Origin of the sequence: Luminiphilus sp. nBUS_07, from assembly GCF_051201685.1 — a bacterium.
Taxonomy (GTDB): domain Bacteria; phylum Pseudomonadota; class Gammaproteobacteria; order Pseudomonadales; family Halieaceae; genus Luminiphilus.
The window spans coordinates 2,868,908-2,884,712 of sequence record NZ_CP179213.1 but is presented as its reverse complement, the minus strand read 5'-3'; the positions used below and the strand labels follow the sequence as shown (position 1 = coordinate 2,884,712).

Below are 15,805 nucleotides of genomic sequence, written 5' to 3'. Positions count from 1 at the left end.
GTCGCCCTAGCGTATTTACAGCATTACAGGCACGCCAAGCCCCCCACCCATATCCTCTTTCGATGCCTATGGAGACGCCCATGCCAGAAGGCCACCCTGTTTCTTATTCGCAACGCACAATTATCGAGCTGATGGTTCCCTCATATGCAAATTTTGGTGGCAAGGTCCACGGTGGCACGCTCATGTCCACAATGGATAAGGTCGCTTACGTCTGTGCTAGTAAGCATGCCGGTAATTATTGCGTCACGGTGAGTGTCGATGCGGTTGAGTTCCTCGAGCCAGTGGAGGTTGGAGAGGTGGTATCTCTGATGGGCTCAGTGAATTATGTGGGAACTAAGTCCCTAGTGGTGGGTATTAAAGTCGTGGCGGAAAATATACAGACGGGTGCTCGACGACACACCAATACCTGTTATTTCACCATGGTCGCCAAAAACGCGAAGGGTGAAACCGTGACTGTACCCCCGCTCATTCTGGAAACCGTAGAGGATGTAAGGCGTTACTGTGCGGCTCTGCAGCGCAAACGGCTACGCGATCACGCGCGCGGCTACATGGCAGATTATCGTAAAAACTTTGAATACGATGATGACGTCGAGCAGTTTTTAGGCGAGCAACGCTGTGTTGTGCAGCTAGAAAAATCTGAATAGCTGCTAGCACTTTGGTGTGGGGGTAATGGCGCTAAACCCAAAACATTTAGGCTAGATTGTTCCGTTCTCTCGCCATTCACTGGTTGAGCTGACATGCAGACTGAGCGGGTCGTGAGCTAACGGTCTGCAAGGATCTTCTGATTACTACATAGGCCTGTGCCCCTCCAGCCCATGAGTTTGAAACCTAAACGATCTCTTCGCTTACAGGGTTAAAAAAAAGGGGCCTTTTCAGCCCCTGTTTTATTTCAAGCTCGATCGTCGTCATACGGTGACCGCATTGCCACGGAAAATCTTGGACAGGTATCGGCTTTCTTTCGGCGATGGGGCGGGGACCGAACACTGCATGACGGCAGCAACCAGTCGTTCCATTTCTTCAGATAGCTCCTGATCATTAGAGGGCTCTTCTGTGTGAGCCCTTCGCGTCAGTTGCACCTGATTCACCGCTGGGACAGTTGGCAGACGCTCGCCTTCCACACCGAGGGTCACGGTGAACGCGTGCAAAGAGTTCTTCACAAAGAGTGCTAGGGCAAATTCCTCCCGCGTTGACGCCAGAGATGTCTCAGGTGTTAACAACACAATTTGGCAGCTGGGTATCAAAGCCGCAATGCGAGCACTACGAAAATGATGGGTAAGCTGCTGGTGAACGAGCTGCCGAAACTGCTCATCGGATAACACTCGATCCCAATCGCCACCCCGGTCTCCTGCCAGCGCGTTCAAGGGGAGACGCTCAAAGGGACTGCTCACAATGACATCAAAGCCACCGTCATGACGCAGTATGTGGTCCAAACCGCCTTCAATATCGTCGCCAATACAGCGGACCTCGATATTCTCCGAGCTGTCACATTCCAGGGCGTGATGTAATGTTGTTTTGGTCTCCTCGGAGCGCGTGAGCACCCAGAGTTTATCGACACCGTTGGCAGAAAAACCGTTGGCAATCTCGGTAATTTCATTGCGCATACAATCGCCCAAAATGACAACGCGCTTGCCGCTGAGCCGCGCCAAATCTTTTTCACTGGGTGATAGCAACAACTCGCCTTCAGTCACTGATCGGTCGAATTTCAGCCCGCCAGAGGGATGGAAGGTCTCACCACTAACGATCTCATCGGCAAGGTGAAATACCGTTGACAAGCCTACTTGCTCATCCGTCGGCATCTTATGCAGGTGCAACCGGTTTAAAATGCCCGACTCAATCTGAGTCGCCGATCGCTTGCAAGCTTCCTTGTCGAAGAAGGGGGACGGTGCATCGACAAAAGAACCCAAGAATTCGTCCTTATCCTCCGCCGTAAAAATGCCTGCGTTAACCAATCGTTCTACCAATTTCACGGCCATACCCATGTGCAGTAAGCACTGGCTGGAACTGCCTGTTCCGCCAGAATCCTTCACCTGTGTGTACAAGCGGCTGAGGGTTGAAGGCAGATTGTGGGAAGGTAGTACCTCTACTGCGTTGGCTGAAAGCTTTCTGAGTTCCTCAACTGGATAGCCATCAGCCGCCGCCGAAATCATAGCGGCATGAACTTGATTGAGGCGTTTGTTTTCTAGAACCAATCTTCCGCGACGATCAAACAATCCGGGAGCATCCCCTAATCCACGCAGTCGCGCACCATCGACTGGGCCAGGGCCAGTGCATTGATCTGAATTTCTGGTCCAAGGTGACGCGATAAGATTTCCGCAAGCACGCGCTGCCCCGCTTTGGAAACAGCGTAGTCAGCGCGGTTGGGGTAGGCCACCGCCACGTATTTCTCGCCGCCAAAGTAACTGGAGACGTTCAGTATCGATCCTCGGCCTTTATCTTTCATGAGTGGCCCGAACTTGCGAATTAACGAATAGTTGGAGATCAGGTTCGCTTCCATGGTGCGATCCCAGTCTTTCAGCGTCATGTCGACAACCATTTCTTCAGCACCGGAAATGCCGGCGTTGTTGATTAAAAAATCGACCTGACCAAACAGATCAATTGCGTGCTGATGCAATTGATCAAGGGCCGCGGGATTGCCAACATCGATATTGGCGAGTACGTGAATACGGGTTTCAGCGTTGGGGTAGCCAATTCCGCTGAGCTCCTCAACGATTTCGGCCTTTGCCTCTAAGAGCTTGGCTTCGCTGCGTGCACTCAGAAGGATCCGTGCGCCCGCAATGGCGAGGTAACGTCCCAACTGCAAGCCTATGCCCAAGCTGCCGCCAGTGATCACCGCAGTTTTACCTTTGTGCAGGCCGGGCAGAACCCGCATCAGTGATGTGGGCATAGCCCCTTTACCGGTTGCCCGCTTGATATTTTTAGGAATCCAGAGGTTGATCGGATCCATCTGCCGCACTCGGTTTGTGAGTGTCGCAGCCCAGTCTGCTGCGAAGGGGAGGGCGTCCTTATCCTCAGTATCGTAACGTACCAGCTGATTGGGCTGGACTGACCACGAAAGATCTCCTGACGCTTTCAGAGTTTCATCTTCATGGCGCCAGCCCCGAATCAGCGCCTCGTTTGACGCGCGAATAACTTCGTTTAGCAAGTTGCCGTGACCATCGCTTTCATTGGTTACGTAGGTAATCGCAGGGGGCTCGCACTTGCCAAACCAGCGACTAAGGTTGGTCGCGAGCGTTGAGGCAAAGGCAACAGGCGCAACGACCTCGTCCTTTACAAAATTTTCAACATCGTCATCGGAAGCACTGCAGATGGAGTAGCCATATTGGCCATTTTTCTTCTGGGGAAGAACAATTACCCCATCGAGCCGGCCAAAGTGGTCGTCTATAAATTGCATGGTTCTGTCGACGGACTCTCGGCGCAGAGGATCGAGGTGTGAAAGCTGTACGGACTCAAGCTCCCGGGCTTGGATAATCGACCTAGCATGACCGACTGATTCTAGGTTCCTAAAAGCCAGCAAGACTCGGGCGCCACTTTCGGTATGCCGCTCAGCAAAAGTAACCGCCTCTTCGTAATCTGATCCGCCCAGTATCAACACGATATTGTCAGACAAATCTTCTAGGCGTTTGTCTGGCCACGAGACTAGCTGAGACCGACTCTGAGCGGGCACCTGCATGCCGTTGGTAACCTCGACTGCGTGACCCGAGACGGCGGCAGATTCGCCGGAGGCCAGCCAGGTGATCGAAGACGCTACATCTGTGGGCGTTGGGTAACGATACTCAAGACCCTCCTCGCCATCGCGAGTTGTAATCATGAGGTCTCGGAATTCACGACCGGTGCTGCCTGGCTCCAGATTTTGAAGCTCGTCCATGCGGGCGAACACTGTATCGATGCGTTCAGACTCAATCGGGCCTGGGAAGACGGTATTAACGCGAATGCCTTGCTCTTCACCAAGCTCAAGTGCGAGCCCTTTCGACAGCGCGTTCAGTCCAGACTTGGGGACTACATAAGGAATGCGGCCAAAATAGTGCGTTCGCGAAAAGATGGTCGACACGTTAATAATGGATGCACCCACTGACATATGCGGAGCAGCAGCTCGGGCCATGTTCCAGGGTGCGCCCAATAGGTTCATAGCAGAGTCGAACATCGTCTGGTCCGATCCCGCGGTTTTCATTTCTATATCTGAGAAGGGGATGTCTCGCAGCGTGTACTTAGGGCCTGCTGCACCTGCGTTATTCACCAAGACATCAATGGTCCCAAAGGCCTCTACGGTATCGGCAACGATGCGCCGACAAACTTCGGGGTCTGCGCAATCACCCACCGTAACGACCATATTTTCCCTGCTAAAACCGTCATCGCAGAGTGAATCTACAAACTCCTCGAGCTTGCTGATATCACGCCCTGTCATCATCACTCTTGCACCTTCACAGAGCAGTTGCCGGGTGATAAATCGACCAATTGACCCGGCGGCGCCAGTTAAAATAATCGATTTGTTTTCCAGTCTTTTCCCGGACTTTGACTGACTGGCCATGTCGTCTGTGAATTGCACAAAATCATTCATCGGAGTGCTCCTGCTGAGCCGGTTTCTACTTGGGTAATTTGCTCCCCGCGCTCTGCTGCATCTCGCAATGCCCAGGCTCGGTAAAGCTCGTCTTTGGTTTTCAGGCCTTCTCGTGGCAGGGCGTGCACTGCTACGTAATTAGCACCTTGATGGCGGTTCTCCCACATGGCTTGGTGAGCCTCGGGAAGTTCTTCCATGGTGACGGGCGTGGGTGGAAGGACCGCGAGCAAGCCCGAGGCGATCTGCTCCTGCATTTCGGCAAACTCCCGTGAGGTGTTGAGGTGCGTACCTCGGATTTCCGCTGTGGGCATAAGTATGCGTCGTTGACGGGTCCAAACCTGAGGTGCATAGAAGCTAAAGCACTGCCCCTCGAGATCCTCGGCGTAGACCACGCGACCCGTATTGGGCTTTACCAGAGCGGAAGCAAGGGCGAGCCCGTCTCGGCCACGTCGCTCAAAGACAATGTCAGGTAAACCGCGTTTATCCAGAGTATTTCGCAATGCTGGAGCAATAGCAGATCCAATTGGCTTCAGCGTTTTATCGGAAAACTCCCTCACCGCCTCGCGGAAAGCTAGCGACTCGGTAAAGGGGTCTGGCATACCGGGAAAAGGTCCCGGTGGCATGAAGTCGTCACCCAAGCGTTTTGCAATTTCTTCGATGCTGACAACGCCTCGAACCCGGGGCCCGAAGCCCAAAGAGCTCACGAATTCCCGCTGCGCTATGGTATCTACCAGCACCGCCACCTGACCGCCGTTTTGACAGGCTACTTCGATGGCTTCAATGGCGACGTTATCGACAATGCCATCTTCCGCACCTGGGCCATACACAATCAAGATGGTTTGGCCTGGGCGTAAACCGGCCTTGCGGAACATAGTGGCCGGGGAGGAGGCGCCGGGCTTGCCCAAGAAGGTAAAGCGATAACCCGAGGATGCACCGTAAAAAGCGAGCACCCCGTTGTTGCCTAGCAGTTGAAAGGTTCGGGGAAATGCATTTTCACCAGCATGGGATACGGCGTAATCAATACTGCCGCCGACAGCGGTTTCTGCAGCAGCGACGAAGGGTAAGCCAGCTTCATGCCAAGCCTGCCATTCTTTCGGGTCATCTGGCACTGCGGTAAAAATATTTTGCCAGCGGCTGTCTTTTCGGTTGATGGGGGAACCACCCGCAGCAGTAACTCGAGTAGCGCGTTGGTCGCTGGACACCATGCCAAGACACGACAAGCCGCTAGCAGTTGCGCTTCTAAGGCAGTCATAGCCAGTGCCCGTTGAGGCACCTTCTACGAACAGGCGTCGTCCTGTTTCAATATTTAAAGTGGTAAATAGTGCTCGTTGAATGGTCCCCATAGTAAGGCCATAGGACCCAGCTTCCTCGAAGGTCAGTGAGCTCAATTTGGGGTGCAACTGCGGCCCTTGAACCGCCAAGAACTGGCCGTGACAACCGTCATTGCGTTCGTAGCCCTGAATGCGGAAGTCAGCTGCCATAGGGTCTAACCCCTGATCAGGGGACATTAACTCGCTCTGCCCTGAGTAGACAGTGACCAAATCACCTACCGATAGTCGCCCCTCAGAAACCAGCTCGGCTCCCAGAGACACCACCAAGCCAACACCACCAGACCCAGTGACCTGAACGTCGGATTCCCGAGCATCGAAGGGTGAAACCGGGATGCCGGTTATCGCCCAGATGTCATTGAAGTTAACCTCTGAGGCAAGGACGTAGATCAGAGCCTCAGCGGCCTCCGGCGCGGGGGTTGGGTACACCAATTTGCGTTCAGCGACGTTAGGGTCGCCGTGCTCTGGTGCGCCATCAAGGTCAGACCTCGCGACTCCCCAGCCATACTGGTAGCTGGGTATGGGTGTCACGCCAGGGAAAAAACTCGCACCTACGGGAAGCAGGTTTCCTGAGGCTTCTAAATCACTAAGTTGTTCTTCGCTGGGATAAGGCGGCACTGCCTTTGGTTGGCAGGGCAGAGGCGAACTGCGCTTCTCGAGAAAAGCTGTAATTCCGGTAGGACCAGAAGCAGGGTCACAAACCGATTCAGCGAATAAACGTGCCTCGGCATCGAGGCCTGCCGTCACGCCTTGCTCTAAACCGATAAAGGTGGCCTCAAGAATGCGTTGAGCAACATGCTCGCGGCCGCCGGCTGAGAGCTGTTTCAGAGCTGTCGCTACCTCAGGGTGTTCTTTGATATCGCCGTCAGGCACCAAAGTCTCCTCGCGTTGAGCGAGAAGGGTTTTGTGCCGGTTTAAGACGCTGGAGATTTGGCTGTTACCCGAGAAATGCTCGCGCAAACGGGACATCGCTCGATTGAGGGCCGACTCACTTCCAACCGGTACTACCTCATCGACTAATCCGATACGCTGCGCCCAGTCAGAGTCGATGGGACGGCCGCGGAGCATGATGCCCAGTGCATTGGCGACGCCCTCGTCACCTTGGCGATCTTGCAATTTACGGGTCAGACGTTGCGTGCCGCCATAACCCGGGAGTAGGTTGAGGTTGACCTCGGGCTGGCCGAAGGTGGCCTGATCTGCAGCGACCACATAGGCGCAGGACAGCAGTAATTCGTTACCCCCGCCTAATGCTGGGCCGTTAATAGCGGCGATAACCGGCATATCAAGATTTTCGATCGCGGCGAAGGCAGCCTGAGCGGCGTGGGGAGGCGTTAATGCAGAGGCGGTATCGCCAACTTCCCCAATCTTTAACAACTCTTTGACGTCGGCGCCTGCAACAAAAGTGCCGCGTGCCCCGGTCACAACCAAAGCGTCGATATCGCTTTGATGTTTTATTTGGTGAATAACTGTGTGCAGTTCATCGAGTGCCCGCTCATTCAGTGCGTTTACCGGCGGGTTAGTAATGGCCAGCAAGGCAACGGTATGACTCTCTGTCAGGCGGTGTATTTCGAGTCTGATGTAGCGCCAGGTTTGCACAATCTGTCGGGCTTGCGCGAGTGCGCCGTGATCGCGCCATTGGCTGATGGCATCCCTAATCACGTCGACGACCTCAGGGTTCTTCAAAGTTGAGGTGTCGCCCAACGGAGCATCAAGAAGCAGCCCTCTCAGGGTGCGGCGCATGTATTTACCCGAACGAGTTTCGGGAAATGCAGGTACCACGAGAAAGTCTGATGGCACTGCGGTGGCGCCTTTTTCACTGCGAACAAGACCCTGTAAGCGGCTGAAATCATCGTCATTTAATTTGCGGCCGGGAGCCGCGACTAAAAAAGCGACGGGGGTTTCGCCTTTTTCATCGTGAGGTGCGCCCACAACCACGACGTTGCCTAATGGTGAGTCTTCCCTCAGCGTTTTGTCTCGCAGAATGGCGCCCTCGATCTCCTCGGTGCCAATTCGGTGCCCTGACACGTTGATAACGTCATCAGAGCGGCCGTGAAGCGTGAATCCGCCGTCTTCATGACGTCGGGCGTAATCACCCTGCGTGTAGCTATAGCCGTCACTCCAGCGATCGAAATACACGGCTTTGAATCGGTCGACATCCCCGCACCAACTTTCGCTTCCAAAGTGCTCCTTATCGCCCCAGAGCGTATGCGCCAGATAGGGATAGGGGCTAGTGATCACTAACTCACCTTTTTCGCCCACTTCGGCTTCACGCCATTGCGATACGCCATCTTCGCCGGCGGATTCCGCGACCCTTACCTGCGCTTGTATCCATGGAAGCGCCCAGGTTTTGGCATCGGGTTGGAGGTCTTTATAACCGCCAGAGTGGCATGAGAAAACGATGCCGCCGTGCTCCGTCGCCCAATATGAGTTGATGTAATGTGAGCAGATATTTTCCATGGCAAATTGTTGAACCGCGGGCGACACGGGCTCCGCGCAAAAGGTGCCGGCACGCAGCGAACCCATGTCAAAGGCTGCCATGTCCCGAGTGCTTGCCGGGTCGGTCATAACGGCCTTTAGAAAGGTTGAGCCTGCTTTAAATAGTGTGACGCCATATCTTTCAATGGTTGCCGCGAAACGCCCTGCATGGGGGAAAAGCGGTGAGCCTTCGCAAACCACTGTGGTCATGCCCATGGAGAGTGGCGCTGCAATAAGGTAAGACTGACCCGTAATCCAGCCAGGATCGCCCACCACATACATGACATCGTCGGGTGTGCCTTCAAACACAGCGTGCATTGAATGCGTGACACCGGCTAGCCACGCTCCGTGGGTGTGCACGACGCCTTTGGGTTTGCCGGTAGAGCCGGAGGTGTAAATGATAAACAGCGGCCAGTTGGCTTCCACGGGAACTACCGCTTCCAACCGATACAAAGTGGCTTGAAACTCGGTGTCGCTTAAAGCTTCAAAATAGGCCATATCCTCGGCTTTCAGCTCGGTCAAAAACTCCTGTTTGGCTGTTGCTACCAAGTCGTCTGAGTAGGCATCTCGATCATATTCAATGACTTCCTGCCCTGTGTATCGGGCCACCACTACTTTGCTGATATCGTGACCTACCTGAGATAATGCTATGGCAACTTCCGTGCGTAGCTTGGCGCTGATTTCCGGGGTGATATTGCCCATTTCGGCCAAAATACCGCCAAGTTCGCGCATAATGTCGGCACGTTCTAGGGTGATCTCTCCTGCTAGTGCATTGCTGACAGCCGCCAGCAGCGCTTGGCTGTCCGCCATATCCGGGTAGTTCCTGAGGGTTTGGGACAGGGCCTCAAGTGCGGCCTCTCTAGGGACGTAATTGTCTAGAGCGGGGTCGGTGTACTGACTCTTAAAGGGCACTGCTTCGGCGTTTCGGTAGCCGCCATCAGCAGTAATAACGACCTTGGCGCCCGCGTCATGTAGGCGGTCCGAGAGTGTTTTGGCGGAAAAGCCTCCAAATACTGGGGTGTAAATAATGCCCAGTCGCTGTGCGGCGAGAATGTAAAAAATCTGCTCTGGGATGTTGGGCATGTTCAAGGCAATACGATCGCCGGTCTTCAGCCCAAGATTGGTGAGGACGCGAGCTCGAACGACGACTTCCAGGAGTAACGCTCGGTAGCTGAACTGTTGTTCGGTAACCGGACCGCCTCGGCCACCATTCTTTGAAGGGTCCCAGCGGTCTCCTTCAAAAATCAGGGCTTTATTGTCGCCACGACCTTGCAACACGTGGCGGTCGATCTCATTAAAGGAGGCGTTAGTCTGCGCACCGACAAACCAACGTAAATAGGGTGCTTGGCTGCTATCAAGAACCGTGCTCCATGGGTTTGCGCCGTCTGCAAGCGCGCCGCGAGGGACGACGGCTCCTGTATCAGCTGCAAATCCTGCCCAGCATTGCGCCGCGAGGTCAAAATTCACCCACTGTTGCGCTTCGGCATCGAACCAGTGAATGTTGCGTCGGGCAACGTCGCCAAAAAAATCCTGTGGCGACTCATTGATCAAACGGCGGAGGGCATCCTCCCCCGCCTGTGAGCCCAATTGCTCCCAAGCGACTCCTACAGTCATATGAAAAACTCCCTGTGAAGCGCTTCAGGCTCCGTTCAAAAGAGGGCATCGCCATGATTTAGCAATACCGATTTCAGAGTTGTGCTACAGCCAACATTTTTAATTTTTATGGGTAAGAGCGCTCTATCTCTCTTTAATTGACCCGAACATGTGGACAGTTACGGTGTCAGGTAGGGTGCGGATTAGAAAAATTGGCATTTTTACACTTGGAATTTAGTTGGTTTCTGAATGCCAACGGATTTTGAGGAGTTCAAAGGGATCTTTATTGGGGGCAAGTGCGCACTAAATGGCCCCTTTATAGTTGGCTTTCTCTGATTTTTCTTGGGATTTTGCATGAATTCGTAGCAATTGCGGCCAAATCGAAGCTAAGAGTGACGAGGCATTAATGCCTGGCGCCTAGCCATAAAATGACACGGTGGGTCCTCAAATGCGAGCAGCGCTAAGGCACCAGTCGCCTCGCTTGGTGCTGGGCGCTCACCCGTTGCATACCTAACCTTATGGCGCGTAGCCAAATCTCAGTCTCGCCAATTTTTTGCCCAACCGAAGCCCCTCTGTGCTTCACTAGCGAATTGGGTAAACGCTATATCGGGGATGTCACATGATGCTTACTAGAAATCTGATGGTTTTAGTTGTTGTTTTAGGTTCGATGACCGCGGGAGCCGACGAGTGCAAGGAATCGCCCTGGGGCGCTGATGACCAGATTGGGGCGGCGAATCGTTTGTCGCCCGAAAATGTTTTGGCGGCAGCAAATTTGATTAAAAAAGGTGAAACGCATCCTCTGGGGATTGTGATTGAGCCGGGCATGCCCGCTTTTCCTCCCCGATACACCCAACTGCAGGTGGTCCAGCCGAACCAACAATTTGGCAAGAGCATGGCACCGGCCGTGGGATGGGATGCAAGTGCCAATGATGATGTTGTGCAGATGTGGTTGGGCACAGGGCCGCAGCTCGATGGCCTAGGGCATATGGGTGAAGCTGGCATGTTTTATAACTGCAATCGCGGTGAAGATTTTGCGGAGATTACCGGGTTGACGCGCCTCGACACCAGCCAAGTCCCCCCGATTGTTGCCCGGGGTGTGCTCATCGATATGGCGAAACACTTGGGAGTCGCTTCGCTGGACGCGGGTCAACCGATCACCACTACGCAGCTAAAAGCAGCGATGGCAGCTCAAAATATTACCGTAGGCAGTGGCGATGTGATTTTGATCCATACCGGCTGGACCGACGCCACTTTAAAATCCAAACCAGAACTATGGGGCAGCACGATTCCAGGTATTACCAATGAAGCCGCGGTTTTTTTGGCGGCTTTTGAGCCGGTTGCAGTGGGCGCGGACACCTGGGGGTTGGGGGCTGTACCGCCGACAGAGGGAGACCGGGTCTTTTACGATCATGTTGTTCTGCTAAAAGACAACGGCATTTATATCCTTGAAACAATGAATACTGGCCGCCTTGCAAGGGAGTCGGTAAGTGAATTCATGTTTGTACTGGGTCAGGCCCGATTGAAAGGTGCCGTGCAAATGATCATCAACCCAGTCGCTATGTGGTAACGGCGCCTCGACCCACCCGCTGGTCTGCGCTGAAATGAGTCAGTACCGGTTGACCGGCAGTACGCAATTCCATAGTCGAGTTTGATGACGCCGGGTTAAATCGTTCGGTGTTAGCATTGTCCCCTGAGTAGGGTTGTGGAGTGCGGTGTGCCAACGCCCTAAATAAGTTTGACTGAAGGGTAAGGAAACGGACGGGGAGGGCGGGGCCATGCAAGTGAGACGTATCGCTGGTGCTTTGGGGGCTGAGATTCAAGGTGTTGATCTGGGGCAATTGTTGACACCGGAAATTTCGACGGCCATTCGCAACCTGCTCAATGAACACGAAGTGCTTTTCTTTCGTGGTCAGACTATGGAACCTGCTCAGCAGCGTGATCTGGCCTCGATTTTTGGCCCCCTGCAAACCCACCCGGCGTACGGAACGGTCGAGGGCATTCCCGAGGTTATGATTCTCGAAAGCACCGCAGAGAACCCCTCTAAGATTGAAGTTTGGCACTCCGATATGACTTTTCGTCAGCATCCCCCTTCAGTCACTGTGTTGCGAGGGATGGTCATTCCCAATGTTGGTGGGGACACGCTTTTTGCGAGTATGACCAGCGCTCACGATGCGCTGTCTGAGGGTATGAAAAGTTATCTCGAGGGGCTTTCAGCCGTTCACGACTTCGCCCAAGGGTTCAGAGAGAGTTTGGCTGAGCCCGGTGGGCGCGAGCGTTTAGCCGATGCATTGGCAGATAATCCTCCGGTGCGACACCCTGTTATTCAAACTCATCCAGAGACTGGTAAAAAGGTGCTCTTCGTTAATGCCTTATTCACGACCCACATAGAGGGCATTCCGGCACTGGAATCTAGCGCTGTGCTGAATTTCCTTTATCAGCACGCAGCGCTTCCTGAGCACACCTGCCGTTTTCAATGGACCCCTGACAGCGTGGTGCTGTGGGATAACCGAAGCACGCAGCACAAACCGGTAAATGATTTCTTGCCGGCACCTCGGTGTTTACATCGTGTCGTCAGTGAGGGTGATCAGCCCTACTGAGACGTTAGTACCGACCGTCTGCGCGCAATTTTTGAATGTATTTCGTGATGTCGGTTTTTACCTCGGGTGCGAATAGGTATAAGGCGATGAGATTCGGTATGGCGATCACAAAAATCATGGCGTCCGAGAAGTCGAGCACCGCCGCAAGCTGCAGCATGCAGCCCACGACAATGAAGCCGCAGAACAAAAGTTGAAAGCAAAGCTGGCCGGCGCGACTTTCACCAAAGAGGTACGTCCATCCCTTTAGCCCGTAGTAGGACCACGCCAAGAGGCTGGAGAATGCAAAGAGCAAGGCTGCAACGGCAATGACGTAAGGAGCGAAATCGAAGTGCACCGCGAAAGCGGCTGAGGTGAGCTCAATGCCAGCGACTTCAGAGCCCATCAAATTATTGGGAATGGCGCTGGTAAGAATAACGAGTGAGCTCAAGCTAAGAATGATGACCGTATCGATGAAGGGTTCCAGCAGCGCGGTAATACCCTCAGATGCCGGCTCATCGGTCTGGACAGCCGAGTGGGCAATTGATGCCGATCCCAGGCCAGCCTCATTAGAAAACAAGGCCCGTTGAAAACCGATCACCATGGCGCCGAGTGCGCCGCCGGTTGCCCCCTCTCGGGTGAACGCACCTTGCATTACTGACTGCAAAGCAGCGGGAATGTGTTCGGCGCTCAGCCCGATCACAATTAACGCACTAACAATGTAAAGGCTCGCCATAAATGGCACGAGAACTACTGTGACTTTTGCGATGGACCGAATGCCGCCAATAACAACCAGCGCGACAACCACGGCGAGTGCCAGACCAAAAAACCAACCCCGATCACTGAGCCAACTGGCGTCTCCTCCGGTAATGACCAAGAACTGTGTGTAAGCTTGGTTGGCTTGAAACATATTGCCAATGCCAAAGCCCGCGATCACCAGCGCAAGGGCATAAAAGCCGCCCATAAACCGGCCTAACCTGGGCCACTGCCTGTGCTGAAACCAGTGCTCAAGGTAGTACATAGGACCGCCAGAGACGCTGCCGTCGGGGTTGTGACGTCGGTATTTAACACCCAGCGTGCACTCCACCAGTTTAGTCGACATCGATAAAACGCCTGCGACAAGAAGCCAAAAAGCTGCACCCGGACCACCCAAACTAATCGCAACGGCCACCCCGCCAATGTTACCAACCCCCACCGTGCCAGACACGGCGGTAGCCACGGCCTTAAAGTGGCTGATCTCTCCCTTCGCTTCTGGGTCACTAAAGTCACCGCGGACGTGGCGCAGTGCAAGCCAGAGTGCTCGAAAGTTGATGAAACGCAGATATACGGTGAAGTAAACCGCGGCTGCAGCGAGCCAAAGAACAATGAGTGGCAGTTCGTTGTCGCCAATGGGGACGGCATAAAAAACAAAACCAGATACCGCTGAAGCAACAGGGGCAAGCAGTGCCTCTACTGTTGCGTCAATTCCTAAATCAGCCATCAAACTCTTCCACAGTCAGCGATGGTCGAGGGTCACCCGTACCGTTTAAATTTGCAAGGGCAGGACGCTGTCGTGGCGCTCAAGCGCGGTCGATGGGGTCTGGTAATTATGAGTGGATAGGCGTGAGTTGATCCTGACACACGGAGATTAAATTAATCCTAAAACACAAGTTTTTTGGGCCTAACTATTTTTTAGTATTCGGTGAAACATGGGATTAACAATCTGAGAGCAAAAAAAAGCCCGCTAAAAAGCGGGCTGTTTTACTGGTAGCTGTCACATTGAGATGTCGACAGCGTAGCTAATGACAAACTTGATTTCGTCGTTGTCGTAACCGCCATCTGCCGCTGGCCCCTCTACATCGGTTGAGCTCATCATGAAGGCGAAGCCATCCTTGGCTACACTGATGTTGTAGTCATAATAGCCGCCGGTGGTACCGTTGAAAGCCTCGGCAAAGTCGCCGTCGTGATATCCCACGTGCAGACCTACCCCGATACCATTGCTGATTTCAAAGCCATAATCCGCTGAAACGTAGTACGTGCTGCCCGCACCGAAATCTTGCCCGAGGGCCTCATCGGCCTCAGTGTTTGTCAGTACCCAAACCCCACCGCTAAAGCCGCCAAAGCCAACCTTGGCGTAGACCTCACCGAAGTCAAACTCCGCCTCCTTGTCATAGTTGTAGTACAGGTAGCCCACATCCCAACTTACGCCACCTGTTTCGAAGGCAAATCCTGCGTATAAATCGTGTTCGTAGGAGTATACATCAGACGGTCCATAGTTGACGTTGGAGACCCAAGTGCCCGCGTAAAAACCACTGTCCGATGCATAGTCGATGCCGCCTTGAATGGCCGCCTCGTTTTCTGTCTGAGTCAGGCCGCGCCAAATGTAGTTATTGGTCATCGCGGCATTGGCGCTCCACTCACCCGCTTGGGTGGGCAGTGCAAACGCGGTCAGTGAGAGTGCGGAAATCACAGACAGGGTCTTAAGGGGTGAGCTAGGGGAAAACTGGAATTTCATAGTGGGGCCTCTTAGACATCATGAAAGGGTGAAACTCTGTGTTTGGTGGAGCCTAAAATGCTCCCCTTGGGTACACTCATTGGAGTTAGCATAGACCTTGCCAACTTTTTTAAGTGACTGAAAAATATGAAAATAAAGAATTTTTCGGCCTATTATTCCCAGCGTAAACCTACTGCCATTGGCGCCCTTTTAGGGCGAGGCTGCACCAAAATTGAGCGTCATCGTCTTTAATGGGGTGGCCCCCGGATCCTGCGGTTTTGGGGTGTGTGCCGGTAACTCGGATTGTCGTGAGTGATCAGCGGGTGGCACTAGTACCGGGCGAGAAGACTGAACTGCGAATCTGTGCGTAACAGCCGAAAGTGAACACAGATCTCATTGGGGAGAAGTTAAGTGAAACGCGTTATTTTGGGTTTAATGTTTACCTGTTCAGCCGGTGTGGTGACCGCCGAGATAGATTGTCAGGCCGTTGTGGCTGCAACCCTAGATGAGCTGGCTCTGGGAGCCACGTCAGAGTGGACGGCTATGCATGCTGATTTAGCGAGGTCTGCGGCGGGATCGGCGTGCCTGAAAGCAGCGTCGGGGCGGTATAGCGAGGACCTAATTGTGGAATCTGTTGGCGCCACATCTGACACTCACCGATCAGCGACAACTGACGGTAAAACCGCAGAGAGCCAGAGCGACTCAGAGGGCGAAGATACGGGTGGAATACGGTTCAAACCAATGACGGGTTCGCCAACTCAAAAGCCTTACGAGCGGGCAAGAGCTGTCGAAAACTAGCGTTAGGTTC

Annotated in this window: 9 protein-coding genes; 4 read left to right on the top strand and 5 right to left on the bottom strand. The window is 53.7% G+C overall.

Annotated features, from left to right (window positions below; translation table 11 throughout):
* Nucleotides 1–80 precede the first annotated feature (80 nt).
* Nucleotides 81–644 (top strand): acyl-CoA thioesterase, encoded by a 564-nt coding sequence (locus ACMAZB_RS12815; RefSeq protein WP_435212402.1) that lies wholly within the window; start codon nucleotides 81–83, stop codon nucleotides 642–644.
* Between the two features lie 261 nt (nucleotides 645–905).
* On the opposite strand, the gene ACMAZB_RS12810 is transcribed toward ACMAZB_RS12815, so the two are convergent.
* The 3 genes from ACMAZB_RS12810 to ACMAZB_RS12800 are packed head-to-tail and all read right to left on the bottom strand — an operon-like array spanning nucleotide 906 to nucleotide 9,972.
* Nucleotides 906–2,210, bottom strand: a complete 1,305-nt coding sequence (locus ACMAZB_RS12810; protein WP_435217699.1) for a hypothetical protein — start codon at nucleotides 2,208–2,210, stop codon at nucleotides 906–908.
* 14 nt (nucleotides 2,211–2,224) lie between these two features.
* Nucleotides 2,225–4,555: an SDR family NAD(P)-dependent oxidoreductase gene (locus tag ACMAZB_RS12805; protein ID WP_435217697.1), complete on the bottom strand. Its 2,331-nt coding sequence runs from the start codon at nucleotides 4,553–4,555 to the stop codon at nucleotides 2,225–2,227.
* Entirely contained in the window at nucleotides 4,552–9,972 is a 5,421-nt protein-coding gene (locus ACMAZB_RS12800; protein ID WP_435217695.1) for an AMP-binding protein, read from the bottom strand. The genes ACMAZB_RS12805 and ACMAZB_RS12800 overlap by 4 nt, the downstream gene beginning before the upstream one ends.
* Nucleotides 9,973–10,570: 598 nt before the next feature.
* On the opposite strand from ACMAZB_RS12800, the gene ACMAZB_RS12795 reads away from it, so the two are divergent.
* Entirely contained in the window at nucleotides 10,571–11,518 is a 948-nt protein-coding gene (locus ACMAZB_RS12795; protein ID WP_435217694.1) for a cyclase family protein, read from the top strand.
* Nucleotides 11,519–11,726: 208 nt separating this feature from the next.
* The gene (locus tag ACMAZB_RS12790) at nucleotides 11,727–12,548 is read left to right on the top strand and encodes a TauD/TfdA dioxygenase family protein (protein ID WP_435217692.1); all 822 of its coding nucleotides are present in this window, start codon (nucleotides 11,727–11,729) and stop codon (nucleotides 12,546–12,548) included.
* 4 nt (nucleotides 12,549–12,552) lie between these two features.
* Here the strand turns inward: ACMAZB_RS12790 and ACMAZB_RS12785 are convergent, their stop codons facing one another.
* Together ACMAZB_RS12785 and ACMAZB_RS12780 are read right to left on the bottom strand one after the other, a co-directional pair.
* Complete coding sequence (locus ACMAZB_RS12785; RefSeq protein ID WP_435217690.1) at nucleotides 12,553–14,004, bottom strand: alanine/glycine:cation symporter family protein; 1,452 nt, start codon at nucleotides 14,002–14,004, stop codon at nucleotides 12,553–12,555.
* 273 nt (nucleotides 14,005–14,277) lie between these two features.
* On the bottom strand, nucleotides 14,278–15,018 hold the full coding sequence (locus ACMAZB_RS12780) for a TorF family putative porin (protein ID WP_435217688.1): 741 nt from the start codon (nucleotides 15,016–15,018) through the stop codon (nucleotides 14,278–14,280).
* 390 nt (nucleotides 15,019–15,408) lie between these two features.
* Between ACMAZB_RS12780 and ACMAZB_RS12775 the strand changes: the two genes are divergently transcribed.
* Nucleotides 15,409–15,795, top strand: a complete 387-nt coding sequence (locus tag ACMAZB_RS12775; RefSeq protein WP_435217687.1) for a hypothetical protein — start codon at nucleotides 15,409–15,411, stop codon at nucleotides 15,793–15,795.
* The last annotated feature ends 10 nt before the right edge of the window (nucleotides 15,796–15,805 follow it).

What these genes read in the sequence shown, in the direction of transcription:
- ACMAZB_RS12800 (WP_435217695.1), bottom strand. Translation starts at nt 9,972, where the DNA reads ATGACTGTAGGAGTCGCTTGGGAGCAATTGGGCTCACAGGCGGGGGAG.
- ACMAZB_RS12790 (WP_435217692.1), top strand. Translation starts at nt 11,727, where the DNA reads ATGCAAGTGAGACGTATCGCTGGTGCTTTGGGGGCTGAGATTCAAGGT.
- ACMAZB_RS12815 (WP_435212402.1), top strand. Translation starts at nt 81, where the DNA reads ATGCCAGAAGGCCACCCTGTTTCTTATTCGCAACGCACAATTATCGAG.
- ACMAZB_RS12795 (WP_435217694.1), top strand. Translation starts at nt 10,571, where the DNA reads ATGATGCTTACTAGAAATCTGATGGTTTTAGTTGTTGTTTTAGGTTCG.
- ACMAZB_RS12785 (WP_435217690.1), bottom strand. Translation starts at nt 14,004, where the DNA reads ATGGCTGATTTAGGAATTGACGCAACAGTAGAGGCACTGCTTGCCCCT.
- ACMAZB_RS12780 (WP_435217688.1), bottom strand. Translation starts at nt 15,018, where the DNA reads ATGAAATTCCAGTTTTCCCCTAGCTCACCCCTTAAGACCCTGTCTGTG.
- ACMAZB_RS12805 (WP_435217697.1), bottom strand. Translation starts at nt 4,555, where the DNA reads ATGAATGATTTTGTGCAATTCACAGACGACATGGCCAGTCAGTCAAAG.